Annotated in this window: 13 protein-coding genes and 1 riboswitch; of the genes, 4 read left to right on the forward strand and 9 right to left on the reverse strand. The window is 44.8% G+C overall.

Going from position 1 to position 16,975, the window contains the following annotated elements; all coding sequences use genetic code 11:
- Positions 1 to 112: 112 nt before the first annotated feature.
- From A3KS_RS0102585 to hpf, 8 genes are all read right to left on the reverse strand, one after another.
- Positions 113 to 2,485, reverse strand: coding sequence for a homocysteine S-methyltransferase family protein (locus A3KS_RS0102585; protein WP_035355010.1), 2,373 nt, complete (start codon positions 2,483 to 2,485; stop codon positions 113 to 115).
- Positions 2,486 to 2,631: 146 nt separating this feature from the next.
- Positions 2,632 to 2,728, reverse strand: a riboswitch (SAM riboswitch).
- Between the two features lie 106 nt (positions 2,729 to 2,834).
- A complete protein-coding gene (locus A3KS_RS0102590) occupies positions 2,835 to 3,566 on the reverse strand; it encodes a UPF0280 family protein (RefSeq protein WP_051355608.1) in 732 nt (243 codons plus the stop codon).
- A gap of 2 nt (positions 3,567 to 3,568) precedes the next feature.
- Positions 3,569 to 3,973, reverse strand: coding sequence for an NIL domain-containing protein (locus tag A3KS_RS0102595; RefSeq protein WP_026393578.1), 405 nt, complete (start codon positions 3,971 to 3,973; stop codon positions 3,569 to 3,571).
- On the reverse strand, positions 3,970 to 5,136 hold the full coding sequence (locus tag A3KS_RS0102600; RefSeq protein WP_026393579.1) for a homocysteine biosynthesis protein: 1,167 nt from the start codon (positions 5,134 to 5,136) through the stop codon (positions 3,970 to 3,972). Before A3KS_RS0102600 ends, A3KS_RS0102595 begins: the two co-directional genes overlap by 4 nt.
- A gap of 50 nt (positions 5,137 to 5,186) precedes the next feature.
- Positions 5,187 to 6,279 (reverse strand): peptide chain release factor 2 gene (gene prfB / locus A3KS_RS0102605; RefSeq protein ID WP_207637736.1). Its coding sequence is split into 2 segments (ribosomal slippage): positions 5,187 to 6,203 and positions 6,205 to 6,279, totalling 1,092 coding nucleotides; the frame shifts between segments, so codons are not numbered across the junction.
- Between the two features lie 97 nt (positions 6,280 to 6,376).
- Positions 6,377 to 8,887, reverse strand: a complete 2,511-nt coding sequence (gene secA, locus A3KS_RS0102615; RefSeq protein WP_026393581.1) for a preprotein translocase subunit SecA — start codon at positions 8,885 to 8,887, stop codon at positions 6,377 to 6,379.
- A gap of 142 nt (positions 8,888 to 9,029) precedes the next feature.
- Positions 9,030 to 10,715 (reverse strand): DUF5317 family protein, encoded by a 1,686-nt coding sequence (locus tag A3KS_RS0102620; protein WP_026393582.1) that lies wholly within the window; start codon positions 10,713 to 10,715, stop codon positions 9,030 to 9,032.
- 247 nt (positions 10,716 to 10,962) lie between these two features.
- Positions 10,963 to 11,493 (reverse strand): ribosome hibernation-promoting factor, HPF/YfiA family, encoded by a 531-nt coding sequence (gene hpf, locus A3KS_RS0102625; RefSeq protein WP_026393583.1) that lies wholly within the window; start codon positions 11,491 to 11,493, stop codon positions 10,963 to 10,965.
- Positions 11,494 to 11,982: 489 nt separating this feature from the next.
- Between hpf and cls the strand changes: the two genes are divergently transcribed.
- The 4 genes from cls (at position 11,983) to A3KS_RS0102645 (ending at position 15,447) form a co-directional block, all read left to right on the forward strand.
- Positions 11,983 to 13,446: a cardiolipin synthase gene (gene cls, locus A3KS_RS0102630; protein ID WP_035355013.1), complete on the forward strand. Its 1,464-nt coding sequence runs from the start codon at positions 11,983 to 11,985 to the stop codon at positions 13,444 to 13,446.
- A gap of 143 nt (positions 13,447 to 13,589) precedes the next feature.
- Positions 13,590 to 13,916 carry a PadR family transcriptional regulator gene (locus A3KS_RS0102635; RefSeq protein ID WP_026393585.1) on the forward strand — a complete coding sequence of 109 codons (327 nt, stop codon included), beginning with the start codon at positions 13,590 to 13,592 and terminating at the stop codon, positions 13,914 to 13,916.
- Complete coding sequence (locus A3KS_RS19810; protein WP_051355609.1) at positions 13,909 to 14,499, forward strand: DUF1700 domain-containing protein; 591 nt, start codon at positions 13,909 to 13,911, stop codon at positions 14,497 to 14,499. The genes A3KS_RS0102635 and A3KS_RS19810 overlap by 8 nt, the downstream gene beginning before the upstream one ends.
- On the forward strand, positions 14,500 to 15,447 hold the full coding sequence (locus tag A3KS_RS0102645; RefSeq protein WP_026393586.1) for a DUF4097 family beta strand repeat-containing protein: 948 nt from the start codon (positions 14,500 to 14,502) through the stop codon (positions 15,445 to 15,447). It abuts the gene before it with no gap.
- Between the two features lie 62 nt (positions 15,448 to 15,509).
- Here the strand turns inward: A3KS_RS0102645 and hydG are convergent, their stop codons facing one another.
- Positions 15,510 to 16,928, reverse strand: a complete 1,419-nt coding sequence (gene hydG, locus A3KS_RS0102650; RefSeq protein ID WP_026393587.1) for a [FeFe] hydrogenase H-cluster radical SAM maturase HydG — start codon at positions 16,926 to 16,928, stop codon at positions 15,510 to 15,512.
- Positions 16,929 to 16,975: the final 47 nt, after the last annotated feature.

The raw sequence follows: 16,975 nt of genomic DNA on the forward strand, positions 1-16,975 counted from the left end.
AAAGGAGCAAAGCGGATTTCGCATAGCGCGGCGAACAACAGATTAACAATTGGTCGGTACGGTAGTTTATTGACAACCTCAAATGACAGCTATAAGCTGTCTTTTTTTCACTTTATTCAAATACGCGTTTGGCAATGCTGGCGCCTTCCCGGGCATCTTTGCCGTAATAATCGGCACCGATAGTCTTGGCATATTCAGGGTTTAAAACCGCCCCGCCGACCATGATGGTAGTGGCCGGGCAGTCGGCTTTGATTGCGACGATGATTTTTTGCATATTTTTAACCGTTGTTGTCATCAGGGCACTGAGACCCACCAGTTTAATGTCCTCGGTCCGAATGGTCTGGATAATGGTTTCAGCCTTGACATCCTTGCCCAGATCGAGAATTTCGTAGCCGTAATTCTCCAGAATAACCTTGAGAATATTTTTCCCGATATCGTGGACATCTCCCTCAACGGTAGCCAGCACAATTTTTCCTTTAACCACCTGAGTCTGGCCATCTCGCGTCATGGTTTCTTTGATAACTTCAAAGGCCTTCTGCGCCGTTTCCGCCGCAAAAATCAGATGGGGCAGGAAACATTCGCCGGTTTCGAAGGCATCGCCAACGGCATCCAGGGCCGGGACAATCTCGTTATTGACAATATCCAGCGGTTCTCTGGTCTCTAAGAGCATCGCGGTAGCCCCGGCCGCCTGATCAGTCAGTCCCTCTTCGATAATTTCCTTTAGGCCCAGGGCCGTTCGCTCCAGGTCTGATTTGGCTTGGCCAAAGCTGCTGTCTTTATAGGCATTGGCGTAAGCGATGCATTGGCCATCCAAACCCCAGAGCGCCCGGAACGCGGTAATGGTGTCCATCATTTCCCGGTCACTGGGGTTCATAATCGGGGTGGTCAGTCCCGCTTCCAGAGCCATCGCTAAAAAGGTCCGGTTTAACAACTCACGGTTGGGTAGACCAAAGGAAATGTTAGAAACCCCCAGCACCGTTGGCACCCCCAGTTCAGCCCGGAGTTTTTCCAGGGTTTTGATGGTTTCTCGCACTTCGGCCTGTTGGGCTGAGGCCGTTAACACCAGGGCATCAATGAGGATGTTTTTTTTGCTGATGCCGTATGATTCGGCCGTTTTAATGATTTTCCCGGCAATAGCAAAACGATCAGCCGCCAGACTGGGGATTCCGGTTTCATCCATGGTCAGCCCCAGTACCAGGGCGCCGTATTTTTGGGCGATCGGAAAGATCGCTGCCATTGAGGACTTTTTGCCATTAACCGAATTGATTATCGCCTTGCCGGGATAGCTGCGCAGCACCGCTTCGATGACTTCCGGATTAGATGAATCAATCTGTAGCGGACAATCCACCAGACGGCTGACCGTATCAACCGCCTCTTGCATCATCATCTGTTCATCAATGTCCGGCAATCCTAAATTGATATCCAGAATATGAGCCCCATCTTTTTTCTGATCAGTCGCCAGTTGGGTCACCACTGACAGTTCACCCTGGCGCAACGATGCCTTCAGCACCGGATTGGTGGTGGGATTAATACACTCACCAATAATATGGATATCCGTTCCCAAAATGATCGTCTTGGTGCTTGAGGATACGGCGGTAAAAGCTTTTTCAGTTACCTGATAAAGAAGCAGATCTTTGGTGGCGCCTTTCATTTTTTCGATATAGGCTGGGGTTGTGCCACAGCAGCCACCCAGAATTAATGCCCCCATTTCGGCAATTTGTACCATATAGTCGGTAAACTGATCAATGGTGATATCGTAGACCGTTTTACCATCTTTCATATGCGGCAAGCCGGCGTTGGGTTCCACCATGATCGGCACCGAGGCATAGCGCACCAACTCCGCGATAATCGGCAGCATCGCATCCGGGCCTGTCGAACAATTAATGCCGATGGCATCGGCTCCCAATCCTTCCAGGATGTTAACGACAGTCAAGGCATCACTGCCGGTTAAGGTCCGCTTATTTTCCTCATAGGTCATCGAAACAATCACCGGCAGCTCTGACACGGCTTTTGCCGCAATCAACGCCGCCCGGGCCTCGCAGATATCAGTCATCGTTTCAATGACAATTAAATCGGCCCCGGCTTTGTCACCGGCACTGATTATTTCCTTGAAATAATCAACGGCTTCATCAAAGGTCACTTCTCCCAGGGCGCCAATCAGTGTTCCCAACGGTCCGACATCGAGGGCTGTATAATCGGGATTCAATGCTTTTACATTCTTAACCCCGGCCGTGACCAGTTGTTCCACTGTGTAACCACTATCTTTTAATTTGTAACCATTGACGCCAAAGGTATTGGAAAGAATAATATTGGCTCCGGCATCAATGTATAATTGATGGATCTCTTTGATCAGTTCCGGTTGACTCAGATTTAAGGCTTCCGGTACCGGTCCGATCGTTTCAATACGATTCTGGAGCAGACTCCCCATGGCGCCGTCCAGATAAAGCCGTTTCTTTTTTAGTATTTCTTTTATATTCAATGGCATGTTCTCCTTTACGGGTATTCGTTTCTATTTGCTATTTACCCAATTTAGACCAAATACAGACTAATTTATAATAGTTTTATACTCGTTTTATATCAGTTTAAAACTAAGAAAAACCTCGTCCATGACGAGGTTAATGATAACATTAAATCCCATCATTGCAAATAAATCTGCTGGTATTGGCACCGTGCTTGCGCTGGTTGCCGGGTTTCATAGGGCCTGTCCCTCCACCTCTCTGGATAGGTAAATTATTCAATTGCTTTTGTGCATGATACCCTTCAATATTTTCTTTGTCAAGCACAAAATTTCAATCGTTTTTATGATTATTCGGTTTTCCCGCGCTAATTTTTTATCAGCACAATTCAATTTCGCCCCAGGCGCCCAGTTGATCTTCGATGATGATTAATATTCCCAGTATTTCCGGGATGTTTCTCGCCCACGCAAGTCCGCTTTCGACATCTCCCGGTTTCTTAATGCGATTTCCAAGCGCCGTGGCGACTGCATCGGCCAGGGGAATATTGGGGCTGATAATTGTCACCACATCGGCTTTGCCAAAACTCAGGGAATGGCCCATCATCCCGGATGAGGTGCAGACCCCCAACGTTTTTGCGTCAGATTTTATTTTTAATCCTAAATCAGCAAAGCGGGGATTGCCGGTGCGGATCGCAATACGCCGTTTTTTTTGGGTTTTAATCAATAAATCGCCGCCATTTTCGACGATAATTTCCGCGGTGAATGCTTCCAGCAAGCGGCCAATATATTTGGAGACCGCTCCAGCCACTGCTGCCATCGGCCCCACCCCGGCCATTTTGCCAGCTTTCAGCATATCGCAAATAATCGGCACGGCATGTGGATCGAATTCCAGTGGGATCAGGGATTCAATAAAACCGGGATGGGTCTGATTGTAGTCAACAATTGCTTGCCGCAGTTTTTTCAATTCAGCCGTTACGATTTTGGGGAGCTTAGGGGACATCGCCTGATGCTCGACCCCAATAAAAAGGTCGGATTCGAATTCGAGGACCTGGAAATAATCCAGATCCTCGGCTTTCATTATTTTTCGATAGGTTCGCGGTTCATAGATCATCTTCAAATTACGGCATGAATAGCCCGCATCGGGCAGGCTTTAACGCACAGCATGCACTCCAGGCATTTGTCGTCGTGATGGACTAAAGACCAGTCGGCTGTCATTTCGAGGGCACCAACGGCACAGACCGCAGTACATGCGCCACAGGAAACACATTTATTTTCATCGACCTCAACCACCGATTGAATATCTTTGACACCAATCTGGTTTTGTCTTAAAAAAACAATCCCCGCTTCAATATCGGCTTCTTCACCTTTAATTTCAAGCAACAGAGTGCCTTTAATATTGTCATCGATAAAGGCTTTAAGGATATTAAAATCCAGATGGTAAGTTTTTATCAGTTCCATGGCCATCGGCTGACCAGCTGACTTTTGCGGGAACGACAACAGTATTTTTTTTGTCATCATCGGGATTCTCCTTCCTTGATTTCGAGGCCCTTAAGCGAATTTCCCATCGGGAAGCTCTGGATCGGTTCCTGCAGGAAAAAATCGCCTTTTTTGATCCAGTTGTTCAGTTCCTCAGCAATTTCTCTGGCCATTTTCAGACTGGAAAGCGGTGAGGTCTTAATACTTTTTCCATTAATATCCACCGATCCGCTGCGAAGCTCGGCATAGCTGACCTTTTTCAGGGTCGGCTTGGCTTTTTTGGGAACACTGTAGTCAATCACATTGGTGTACAAGTCCTTATTTTCCACCGCCACAAAGGCCATGATTTCCTCATTGAGAATCGGAATCGGGATGCCCACCCCGACAAACATCGAGGCGCCGTAGCCCTCATAAACAGCGCCGCGAATATATTTGGGATCCATTTCTTTCATGTTTCCAATTAACGCCAGCGTCGCACCGGGGGTCTGGGGATAGCCTTTGTCATCTCTTGGACAGGCCGTATTAAACTGGGTTCCCATCCAGGATACATGACCCTGAGCGCCGCCAAAAAAGATCCGGGTACCCATGCCGATGGTTTTCAGCAGGGGATCATTGAGGAGGGGGCTTAATTCACCGGCGGTGCTATAGGTAATATTGCCCATATTTGGCTGTAATATCCCCATATAGGTATAAAGCCGCTGGCTGGAGCCATTAATGGCCGCATTATAATTCTGATAAACATTTCTGGGATTAAACAGATAGGCTTCATTTAAATCTTCCAGCTTCACCCAGGTATCCAGTTCTGTTCTGGGATAACAATCCGTGCCCTGAGATTTTGCCACCAGATGAACTTCTTTGCCGGCGATCAGGTCATGAATCACATGGGCTCCGCCATATTCAATACCCCGGTCTTTTGATGGCTGGGTGGCACCCAGATAGGTATCCACGGCGGCCAGACCGCCATAAGCTTCTACCCCATTGATGGTGATCTCACCCATCCGGATCGGTGGATCCGAATGTCCAAAATTCAAAAAAGCACCGGATGAGCACATCGGTCCGAAGGTGGCGGTGGTGACCACATCCACATATTCGGCGGCCTCTTTAACGCCCCGCTCTTTTACAATGCCGATGACTTCTTCGGCGGTAACAACCACCGCCTCGCCTCTGGCGATTTTTTCGTTAATTTCCTGATAGCTCTTTGCCATTTTCCCCTCCAACAATTCTTCTGATTTAGTTAACTGATTTATGACGTAATTTACACCATGGTATTGAGATAGGCGTTCATAAAGCCGTCCAGATCGCCATCCATGACACTGCCGACATTACCCACTTCGACATTGGTACGGTGGTCTTTAACCATGTTGTAAGGATGGAAGACGTAGGAACGGATTTGGCTGCCCCAGGCAATCTGGCTGTAGTCGCCCTTGATGTCTTCAATATGATCCATCTTTTCCTGCTCCATGATTTCCACCAGCTTGCCTTTAAGCATGTTCATGGCCACTTCTTTGTTCTGATGCTGAGACCGTTCATTTTGACACTGAACCACAATCCCAGTTTTTAAATGGGTAATCCGGATCGCCGAGTCGGTGGTGTTGACATGCTGGCCACCGGCACCACTGGAGCGGAAGGTATCAATCCGGATATCTTCCGGCAATATTTCAATTTCCACCGATTCATCGACCTCGGGCATGACGTCCAACGACGCAAACGAAGTATGACGGCGGCCCGATGAATCAAAGGGTGAGATCCGCACCAGCCGATGTACGCCCCGCTCGGTTTTTAAATAACCATAGGCGTTAATCCCTTCAATCAATAGGGTAACACTTTTGATGCCGGCTACATCGCCGGGTTGGAGATCCAGGGTTTTGACCTTGTATTTTTTCTTCTCCGCCCATCGGGTATACATGCGCAACAGCATTGAGGCCCAGTCCTGGGACTCGGTTCCACCAGCCCCTGGATGCAGGGAAATGATGGCATTATTACTGTCAAATTCCCCAGAAAGCAAGGTTTCAGTCCGGAAATTATCCAGCTTTTCGTCAAGATCCCGGATCGATGCACTGAACCCTTCCAGCAATTCCCCTTCTTCGGCCAGCTCCAGCATGACCATAATATCGTCCAGCGCTTCAGCCAGCTCATTAAAATGATCGACCTTGATTTTAATCAGCTTCTGCTCTTTTAAAACAATTTGCGCACTTTTCTGATCATTCCAGAATTCAGGATTCTCGGTTTTCTTTTCTAGCGCTTCCAATTCTTTGACAAGCCGTGGCAAGTCAAAGTGAATTCCCCATTTCTTTCAGTTTTGTTGCCATTGCATTGATGATCTGTTTTTCTTCATACAAATCTATCATCACGATCACACCCCTTCGTTTTATATTGTTAAATAATTATGAAAATTATTTCAGATCGTCAAAAAAGATAACCCAGTACCGACAAACTCAATTGTTTTTATGCGCCACAGCATTTCTTGTATTTTTTTCCGCTACCACAGGGACAAAGATCATTACGGCCGACCTTATCATGGGCGCTGGCCGGTCCGGCCGGTTTTCCCTCAATTTGGTTTTCGTTGGTTTTCAGCTGACTGAAATCCACCACTTTGGCCTGTTCTTCTTCCGCTGGGATCACCTGAATGTTGAGGTTGAACAGGTATTTGACGGTATCTTCCTGAATCCGCATGATCATGTCGTCAAACATGTCAAAGCCCTCTTTGGTATACTCTTTTACCGGATCATTTTGGCCGTAAGCCCGCAGTCCGATTCCCTGTTTCAGCTGTTCCATATTGTCGATGTGTTCCATCCAGGCAGCGTCGACGCTTCGTAATAAAATCATCCGTTCAATATTCTGTAGCTGTTCCAGACCCAGTTTTTCTTTTTTATCTTCCAGCACTTTGCGGCATTCACCCAGAATCGCTTCCACCAATACTTCGGTGCTTTCCGGTTTTTCTGGTAGGGTTAAACTTTCCTTCGGCAGTACGTTGGCCTCCAGATGCTTGTGTAAGCCTTCCAGATCCCAATCATCATAATATTGACCATCGCCGGTATACATGCTGACATAAGCATTAATCAGGGTTTCAGTCATGCTCCAGATTTCATTTTCCATGTCTTTGCCGTCAATAACCTGTTGCCGCTGTTCATAAATCAGCTCACGCTGGCGGTTCATGACGTTGTCATATTGAAGGACATGCTTCCGAATATCAAAGTTACGGCCTTCCACTCGTTTCTGGGAATTCTCGATGCCACGGGTGAGCATTTTGTTCTCAATCGGCGTTTCTTCGTCCAAACCAATGGATTCAACCAGTCCCTGGATTTTTTCCGATCCAAATACCCGCATCAAATCATCTTCCAGCGATACAAAGAATTGCGATGAACCAGGATCACCCTGACGGCCGGCCCGACCACGGAGCTGGTTATCGATTCGACGACTCTCATGACGTTCGGTGCCGAGTATATGAAGACCGCCCAGTTCTCTGACGCCTTCACCAAGGACGATATCGGTCCCCCGGCCAGCCATGTTGGTGGAAATGGTAACGGCATCTTTTTGACCGGCATTGGCGACTATTTCGGCTTCTTTTTCCAAGAATTTGGCATTTAAGACATTGTGCTTAACGCCAGATCGTTTCAGATAAGTGCTGAGCAGCTCCGACTTTTCAATCGAAATGGTCCCGATCAGAATTGGCTGGCCGGTCGCATGACGACGTTTGACCTCTTCAGTAACAGCCAGATACTTCCCTTGTTCACTTTTATAAATCAAGTCATTAAGATCTTCCCGAATCAATGGTTTATTGGTGGGAATCGATAAAACATTGAGGTTGTAGATTGTCTGGAACTCATCTTCTTCAGTTTTGGCCGTCCCGGTCATCCCCGATAACTTATTAAACATTCTGAAATAGTTCTGGAAGGTGACGGTTGCCAGGGTTTTGGATTCTCGATTGACTTTGACATTTTCCTTGGCTTCAATGGCCTGGTGAAGGCCATTTGAATAACGACGGCCCGGCATTAACCGTCCGGTGAATTCATCGACAATAATAATTTCACCATCCTTGATGACGTAATCCCGATCTTTAAACATCAGCGTATTAGCATGGAGGGCTTGATTAATATGATGGGAAATTTCCATGTTTTCCATATCGGCCAGATTGGTAAGATTAAAATACTTTTCTGCTTTAATGACTCCTTCGTCTGATAACATGACTGATTTTGCTTTTTCATCTCTGATATAATCATCGGCCTTCAGGTTTTTGGCAAAGCTGTTGGCCAGGGCATACAGTTTAGTGCTTTTGTCACCGCTGCCGGAAATAATCAGTGGTGTTCTGGCTTCATCCACTAACACGCTATCGACTTCATCGATGATGGCATAATTAAGTTCCCGCTGGACCTGCTGGGCCTTGACCGAGGCCATGTTATCTCTCAGGTAGTCAAAACCAAATTCATTGTTGGTTCCGTAGGTAATATCACAGGCGTAAGCATGCTGCTTTTCCTGAAAGGATAAACCATGGACAACCAGTCCCACTTGCAGTCCCAGAAACTCATGAATTTTCCCCATCCATTCACTATCACGTCGGGCCAGATAATCATTAACAGTAACGATGTAGACACCGCGACCGTCCAGAGCATTCAGATAGGCTGGCAGGGTTGATACCAGGGTTTTACCTTCCCCAGTTTTCATCTCAGCAATATTACCTTCATGGAGCGCCATGCCCCCCAACAACTGAACCGGGAAATGTTTCATTCCCAGGACCCGGGCACCCGTTTCCCGGACGGTGGCAAATGCATCCACCAATAAATCATCAAGGGTTTCCCCTTGAGCAAGTCGTTCTTTTAAGATCAGGGTTTGACCTTTTAATTCATCGTCGCTCATCGCCGCGAAACGGCTGTCCAACTCCAGAATCTGATCCACCTTTTTTTGCATCCGTTTTAATTCTTTTCTATTGCTATCAAATATTTGATCTAAAATTCCCAATACTTTCACTCCTTTGTAACTTTCTAACTATAATTATACACTAAACTTTATTATAGCATACTCTCTTTAATGAAACTTTATATAATTTTAAGGGGACTGTATTTTTTTATACAGTCCCCTTGCTTTATTTATTATCCGTTATTTATTTTTTCTTGCGCCAGAAGGCCACATCTTTGCCATCCAGTTTCAGTTCAACCAGTTCATAACCGGCCCGTTTTCGTTCGTCAACGGTTTCCTGAAAGTCTTTTCGTTCATCATCATCCATGTTAGCCAGCATTTTTTCCTTGTCTGCACTGGTACTTTCGTATACCCGCCCCACAACTGATTCAGTCACTTCTTCTATTTCCTTCAACGGAATGCCGACATCATCTCGGGGTGTTCCACTGATCAGACTTTCAGCTTCTTTACTGGTTTCTCGCATCAGTTGTTTGCGCCGATTGGCTTTGCGTTTTTCGTCTTCCAGATTCAGACGCTGCCAGACATTGAGCATTTCGTCTTCTGAAAACTCCACATCTTCCTCATCTTTACTTTTTACCCCGCTATCATAGGTGTTGGTTTCACTGCGCAAAACAAAGGGCTGGTCGAGGTCAGTCAATTTAAAACTTTCCACAATTCGCAAATCTGATTCCGGTACCGGATGGGGCTCGCCATCGGGATCACTGAGGGATTTAGCCACCTTGTTGAGCTCCATTTCCCGCATTTGCAGAATCAGTCGCTCTTTTTCAACGGCCAGTTTTTCCTCATAATATTTCTTGGTAAAGAATCCGGCATCATCACTATTGAGAATCTCTTCCATGTCGGCGGCTTCCAGTTCTTTATCACCCTTGACATAGGCGCCCACTTCCTGAATGTTGCTGATAATCTTAGTACTGCCATCATCAACCGGTTCCATAACCCGGGTTTCCTGATTGTCATTTTTACTGATAATAATTTCTTCGGTTTCGGTCCCGATTTCAGAATCCACCCCATCAAGAGCAGCTGGAATCAGTCTGGTTTCAAAGTTATCCCGAGCACCAATACTTTCATTTGAGTTATAGCCTTCTGTCGGAATGACAATCGTGGCGTTTTCATCCCGATCACCGCGAATACCGCCGGTAGCGGCCATATCCCGATAGTAATCTTCGATATCTTCCGGTTCATCATAACCTTCCTGATAACTATTCTGGATTGAAACACCGTCAAATCCATGATCTTCATCATCGCCAAAAATACCCTCATCTTCGCCATGATCATTTCGTTCATCCTGCATAATTGAGGCTTTTTTGTTCATTACATATTGAATAAACCCGATTAAACCAATGATAGTGACAATATTTCCAACCGTAACACCGGCGACCGATCCATAAAGACTCATGACCAAGGGTACATAGGGAACTGGAATGGGCAGATTAATTCCTAAAAACCATAACAGTGTATTGGGCTGAATCAGTGAGTATAGAGGACTTAGTCCCTGGGTGATCTGTTCGCCAAAGGCCGCTGGTAAAATATCGATGACCCCCTGGGCAACCGGCATGTGACCGCCATTAATAAAGATCACCACAAAATTTGCGGTAATCCCAACCGCCATCAGAATAACCCAGAAGTCATCAAGATTAAACACCAGCATGACTAATATCAGGATATAGCTGGCAAAGTTGACAATCTCCAGGTAGGGTTCAACCAGTGAAATACCACCAGTGTATATGTATAGATGCAAGGCAATTTGCAACACCAACCCTAAAATTCCTACAGGTAACAAGGAAATTTTTCTGACTTTGAAGCCACTCAGGCTTCCTCTTCGAATTTTTCCAATTAAAAAACCTAAAATAATCGCAATTAGTATTAACATATTTGTTTTAACCCCACTATTTATTTATAATCATTTCTTAGGTGTTATCATCTCTATCGATGCTTAGATAATAATGCATATAGATCTATTTTAAAACAAAAGAAAAGTTCTGTCAAAACTTTATGCCTAAATAATGTATAAATTTGAAAATAAATTGAATTTATAAAATACAATCATCAAAAACACCCCTTAAAACTATTATTCAAGGGGTGTCTGTTGTTCTTTTCAGTTTTTTCTTAAGAAAGTTTTAGAAAGTAGGCTCGATCAAACCATAATTTCCGTCTTTTCTCATGTAAACAACATTGACATCATCGGTATCTCCATTGAGAAATACGAAGAAATCATGTCCAAGCAATTCCATTTGCAAGGTTGCTTCATCGACATTCATGGGTTTGACTGCAAATTTTTTGGTTCGAACTACTTTAGGCTGGAAAACATCGTCTTCAATTGCTTCGATCCCTTCCAGGTTGAATTTGGCAGTTTCATCCTGATTGCGTTTCTGTAATTTGGTTTTATGTTTTCTGAGCTGACCTTCAAGTTTATTAACAACATCCTCAATCGATGTCACCATATCCTCTGATCTTTCTTCTGCTCTTAAAATGGTTTTTCCCACAGGAATGGTTACTTCCAGCATCTGGTAATTTTTTTCTTTGCTGAAGGTGGCATACACTTCTGTCTCCTGACCAAAGTAACGATCAAATTTCCCAAGTTTCTTTTTTAACGTTTCTTTTAAACCTTCTGATACATGCATATTTTTTCCGTAAATTGTGAATCTCATAACGACAACTCCTTTCAAAAGGTCAACCTTACTCGTTTACACTCATAATATAGTGCTTTTGAGTATATTTCTATTATACCCAATCCAATCCCCTTTAGTCAAAATCATTTGTGTCAAATTCTTGTCACAAAATATCATCTAAAAAGGGAACCTCATTTTAAAAAAGCTGTCTCAGTTGACCTGGTCTTTTCCCCCACACTCGCCAGCTGGAAGTTTAGCTCAGTGTTCGCATCACAACTCCTTCTCTCGGTGTACCCGGCTGGACTTACTTCTAAGACGCACCATGATCAACAACTCTCTATTGAATTGTCTTACGTGGATCGCTTCGCCTGCATCTGGCATCGACTTTCAACCACAAACCTGAGACAACGTCTATTATAAGATCACGATCCGTAAAATGTCAAGGGAAATCAAACCATCACGGATCAGGACTATTCCATTTGATGCCTTTTATGCTATAATAGACGAAATAAACTTTCGGAGGTTTTCATGTTATTGGGCATTACCGTAATCTTTACTGCGATTTTTTTCATCATAAATATAACCTTGACATTCACGATAATTTTTCTGGAGCGAAAAAACCCTCAAAGCACCTATGCCTGGTTATTATTTTTATGGATGGTTCCCATAATCGGTTTTTTATTTTACATCCTGTTCTCCCAGAATTTAACCAAACGCAAAATTTTCCGGTACAATACACCAGAGAATATTCAGTATCACCATTTATTAAGACAACAGCAACGGTCGCTATCCCGGATTATTACCATTGATCCGGACAGCCCCATCGAAAAATATCGTCATTCCATTGAATTCCATTTAAATGTCAGTGAATCTCTTTATACGAACAATAATACGGTCGATATTTTCACCGATGGCTATCAGAAATTTGATGCTCTTTTTCACGCCATGGAACAAGCCCAATCATCCATTCATGTGGAATACTATATTATTAAAAATGATACTCTGACAGCTAAACTTTTTGATGTGCTGACCCGAAAAGCCCTTGAAGGTATCGAGGTCAGGTTACTATTTGACGCCATGGGCGGCCGCTATCTTCCCTCTTCTCTCCTCGATGGCTTTGAATCCGCGGGCGGAAAAATCGGCGTTTTTTTTCCATCCCGTTTCAAGATGCTAAACCTTCGGGTTAATTACCGGAACCACCGCAAGATTGTCGTCATCGATGGGGTTACCGGGTTTGTCGGTGGATTTAACATTGGCAATGAATATCTGGGGCTGGAGAAAAAAATGGGTTACTGGCGGGATACCCATTTAAAAATAGTCGGTTCAGCCGCCTATGAATTGCAGCATCGCTTTCTGCTCGACTGGCGCGCCAGTTCTAATGAAGAGCTGCTTATTGATGACACCAAACTCAATCACTACTTTCCCACCATTCCGCAAAAATCCGGAGCCGGCATCCAGATTGTCTCCAGCGGTCCGGACAACATCAACCAACAGATTAAGCAGGGCTTCCTGCGGATGATCAATACCGCTGAGGACTATATTCTGATTCAGTCGCCCTATTTTGTACCCGACGAAAGTATTCTGGAGGCTCTGAAAATCGCCCTGTTATCCGGTATTGACGTCCGGATTATGATCCCCAACAAGCCGGATCATATCTTTATCTACTGGGTCACCCTGGCTTATGTGGGCGAGCTGATTGAATATGGTGCCAAAATTTTTATCTATGAAAATGGCTTCCTCCATGCTAAAACCATTGTCGTGGACGATTCGGTCTGTTCGGTGGGATCTTGCAACTTTGATATTCGCAGCTTCCGGCTGAATTTCGAAACTAACGCCTTTATTTATGACCGTAAGGTTGCCACTAAGCTTAAAAATATCTTTGTTGAAGATATTAAAAAATGCACTTATTATAACAAAGAACTCTATCGCAACCGCAGCCGACGGGTTAAGATCAGAGAATCAATATCCCGGCTATTTTCGCCGTTGCTGTAATTTACACCGCATTCCAATCGAACCTGGATGCAATCAATTTGAAATCATCTTGATTGTATCAAGGTTTTTTTTGATTATTTTAAAAAAAGATTGACCGCACAATACTATGTGTTGTATAGTATTGTGCGAGGGGAGGTATCTAAATGGATATACAATTAAAACGCGGTCTACTAGAGATCTGTGTACTGACCGTTCTCAATCGTGGTGATTCTTATGGTTATCAGATCATCAAAGATGTGAGTCCGTATATCGAAATTTCCGAATCGACACTTTATCCGATTTTAAAAAGACTGGAGACAAATCAAAGTGTGGTGGTGAACTCGGTGGAACATAACGGTAGACTTCGAAAATACTACAAAATAACCGCAACCGGTCGTAATCGAATTGTTGATTTTCTGGATAATTGGAAAGAGGTTATGACGGTTTATAATTTTATTACAGAAGAAATGAGGTGTTATACAGATGAATAAAACAGAATTTTTATTAAGTCTGGAGAAAAAACTTGTTGCGCTCCCCCGCCATGAAATTGAAGTAACCCAAGGGTTTTATTCTGAAATGATTGATGACCGGATCGAAGATGGCATGCAAGAAGAAGATGCGGTGGCTGCCATCGGCGATGTTGATGCTATCGTCCAGAACACCCTGCTGGAGCTACCCCTACCGACTCTGATGAAAGCCAAGATCCAACCAAAAGCCGGATTGAAGCTGTGGGAAATCGTCCTGATGGTGCTCGGATTTCCACTCTGGTTCCCCTTGGTATTAGCTTTTTTTATCGTGATTCTTGCCGTTTATGTATCCGTTTGGGCGGTTATTATTTCCCTCTATGCGTCAGTTGCCGCTTTTGCACTTAGTGGTGTGGCCGGGATTGTCAGCCTCTTATTTGCCCAAAGCTTCGCCGCCGGTCTGTTAATGTTTGGTTTATCGCTAATTTGCATCGGAATCGCAGTGCTTGCTTTTTTCGGAGTCACAAAATTATCATCCTGGCTGATCGGTCTGACCAGGAGATTTCTCCGTTGGGTTAAATCATTGTTTCTCGAAAAGGAGGTCGTTTAAATGCAATCAAACAAAAAAATAATAATGCTGGTCGCCGGTGGTTTGATTATCCTTGGTTTCGTCATTGCCTTGCTGGCGTTTGCTCTGGCTGGTTTTAACTGGAATTCGTTTAACACCAGTCTGCCTGACGAGGAAACAAGCTACAGCTATGATCTGGCCAGTGTTTCTGGCTTGACTATCAGCGAACTCGATGCGGATGTCATCATTGTCGGAACCGACGAAGACAAAATCAAAATAACTTGCTATGAAAACAAAAAAGATGCCTACACCATCCAACTCCAGGCCAACGGTAATCTGAATATCAAGCGTTCCCTTTACAAACACTGGTATGAATACATTGGTTTTAATATCAGCAATCAAAAAAGAACGTTGACTGTTGCTGTTCCTAAAAAATTCGCCGGTGAAATGGAAGCTGCCACCATGAGCGGGAATCTTGATCTGACCAACTTCGATGGCTTAGCTGCCATTAATACCAGTACTGCAAGTGGACAGATCACCCTTAAAAATGTGACTACCAATAACCATCTCAATGCGTCTACACTGAGTGGCAATTTCGATCTTGACAATCTCCGTACCGACAAGGACATGGAGATTGGAACATCCAGCGGCGAAATCCAATTCAACGACGGAAAAATTGCTGGTAATATGTCAATATCTTCACTCAGCAGCAATATTGACTTAGTTGATACCAGTATCAATGGCGACGTCTCTATTGGAAACAGCAGTGGTAATGTGAACCTTAATAAACTTGCCGCCAATAATCTTTCCATCACTACCCTCAGCGGTAATGTTCGGGGAAGCATTCTCGGTGATCCTGGCAATTATACGATCACTGCTGACAGCCTTAGTGGCACAATTGATATTCCCCGATCCGGAAATGGCAAGAATACTTTTGACATTTCAACCAGCAGTGGTAATATTGATATTGAATTCACCGCCGCCAACTAATCAGCTTCCTATTTAAAAGGGACTCACACAAATAAATCATTTGCGTGAGTCCCTTTATTATTTTAGAATCTAAAATCCCGTTTACCAGAATTAAGCTCCGTTAAATGGGCGGTGGCAATCCCGCGGACCTTATCGTTGGGAATCGCAGCCAGTTCCCGGGCTATGGTTTTTTCGCCATTTAACTTGGTCTCTGGGGCGGCATAATCTTCCAGATATTCTTTCAGGGTCATAATTGCGTTAGGCTGACAACAGTTGGCAATCTGGCCGGATTTGACCAGTTGCATAAAGCGGTCACCGGTGCGCCCTTCCCGGTAACAGGCGGTACAGAAGCTGGGAATATGGCCCATTTCTAACAGCCAGTTGACAATTTCATCAAGTTTCCTCGTATCATTCAGTTCAAATTGAGCGGAGTTTTCTGCTTCCGGTTCGGGGGTATCATAACCACCGACACTGGTACTGGAACCACCACTAATCTGCGATATGCCCAATTTCAGGACCCGCTCCCGGGACGCCTGGGACTCCCGGGTGGAAATGATCATCCCGGTATAAGGTACGGCAATGCGTAACACCGTGACGATTTTTTCAAAGATTTCATCGGAAATGGCATTGGAAAAATCGCCGGTGTCAATATCATCAGCCGGACAGATCCGCGGCACGGAGATGGTATGAGGACCCACTCCCATGGCGGCTTCCAGATGCTCGGCATGCATGAGCATCCCGACAAAATCGTAGCGGTACATGTTCAGGCCGAAGAGGACCCCAATCCCGACATCATCGATGCCACCTTCCATGGCCCGGTCCATGGCTTCGGTATGCCAGGCGTAATCGTGCTTGGGACCCGTAGGATGGAGCATTTCGTAATTTTCTTTATGATAGGTTTCCTGAAACAAGATGTAGGTGCCAATCCCCGCTTCTTTTAACTGTCGGTAGTCATCTACCGTCGTGGCCGCGATATTGACATTGACCCGACGGATATCGCCGTTTTTATGTTTAATGCTGTAAATGGTTTTAATGCTTTCTAAGATATATTCCAGGGGATTATTCTTAGGATCTTCGCCGGCTTCCAGCGCCAGCCGCTTATGGCCCATATCCTGCAGTGCGATGACCTCTTTGGCAATTTCTGCCTGGGTCAGTTTCTTGCGGCTGATGTTTTTATTTTTGGCATGATAGGGACAGTAGATGCAGCCATTGACGCAATAATTTGACAAATAAAGAGGCGCAAACATGACAATGCGATTGCCATAAAACTTGTTTTTGATCTCCATGGCCAGCTTTACCAGCTGCTCATTCTGTTCTTCCAGCTCGCAGGCCAGTAAAACGGCGGCCTCCCGATGGCTCAAACCCTTATAGGTACGGGCTTTTTCAATGATCTCATTAATCATTGCGGCATTGGTTTTATTTGCTTCAGCATAGGCCAGGGTGTCCAGAATTTCCTGGTCATCAATAAATTCAACAGCTTTCTTTGACATTACATTATACATTTTACGCTCCTAAAGTTTTTATTTTGGTTTATTGAAACAAGTACCTG

The sequence above is a fragment of the Acetobacterium malicum subsp. dehalogenans DSM 11527 genome (assembly GCF_000472665.1).
In the GTDB taxonomy this organism is placed as follows: domain Bacteria; phylum Bacillota; class Clostridia; order Eubacteriales; family Eubacteriaceae; genus Acetobacterium; species Acetobacterium malicum.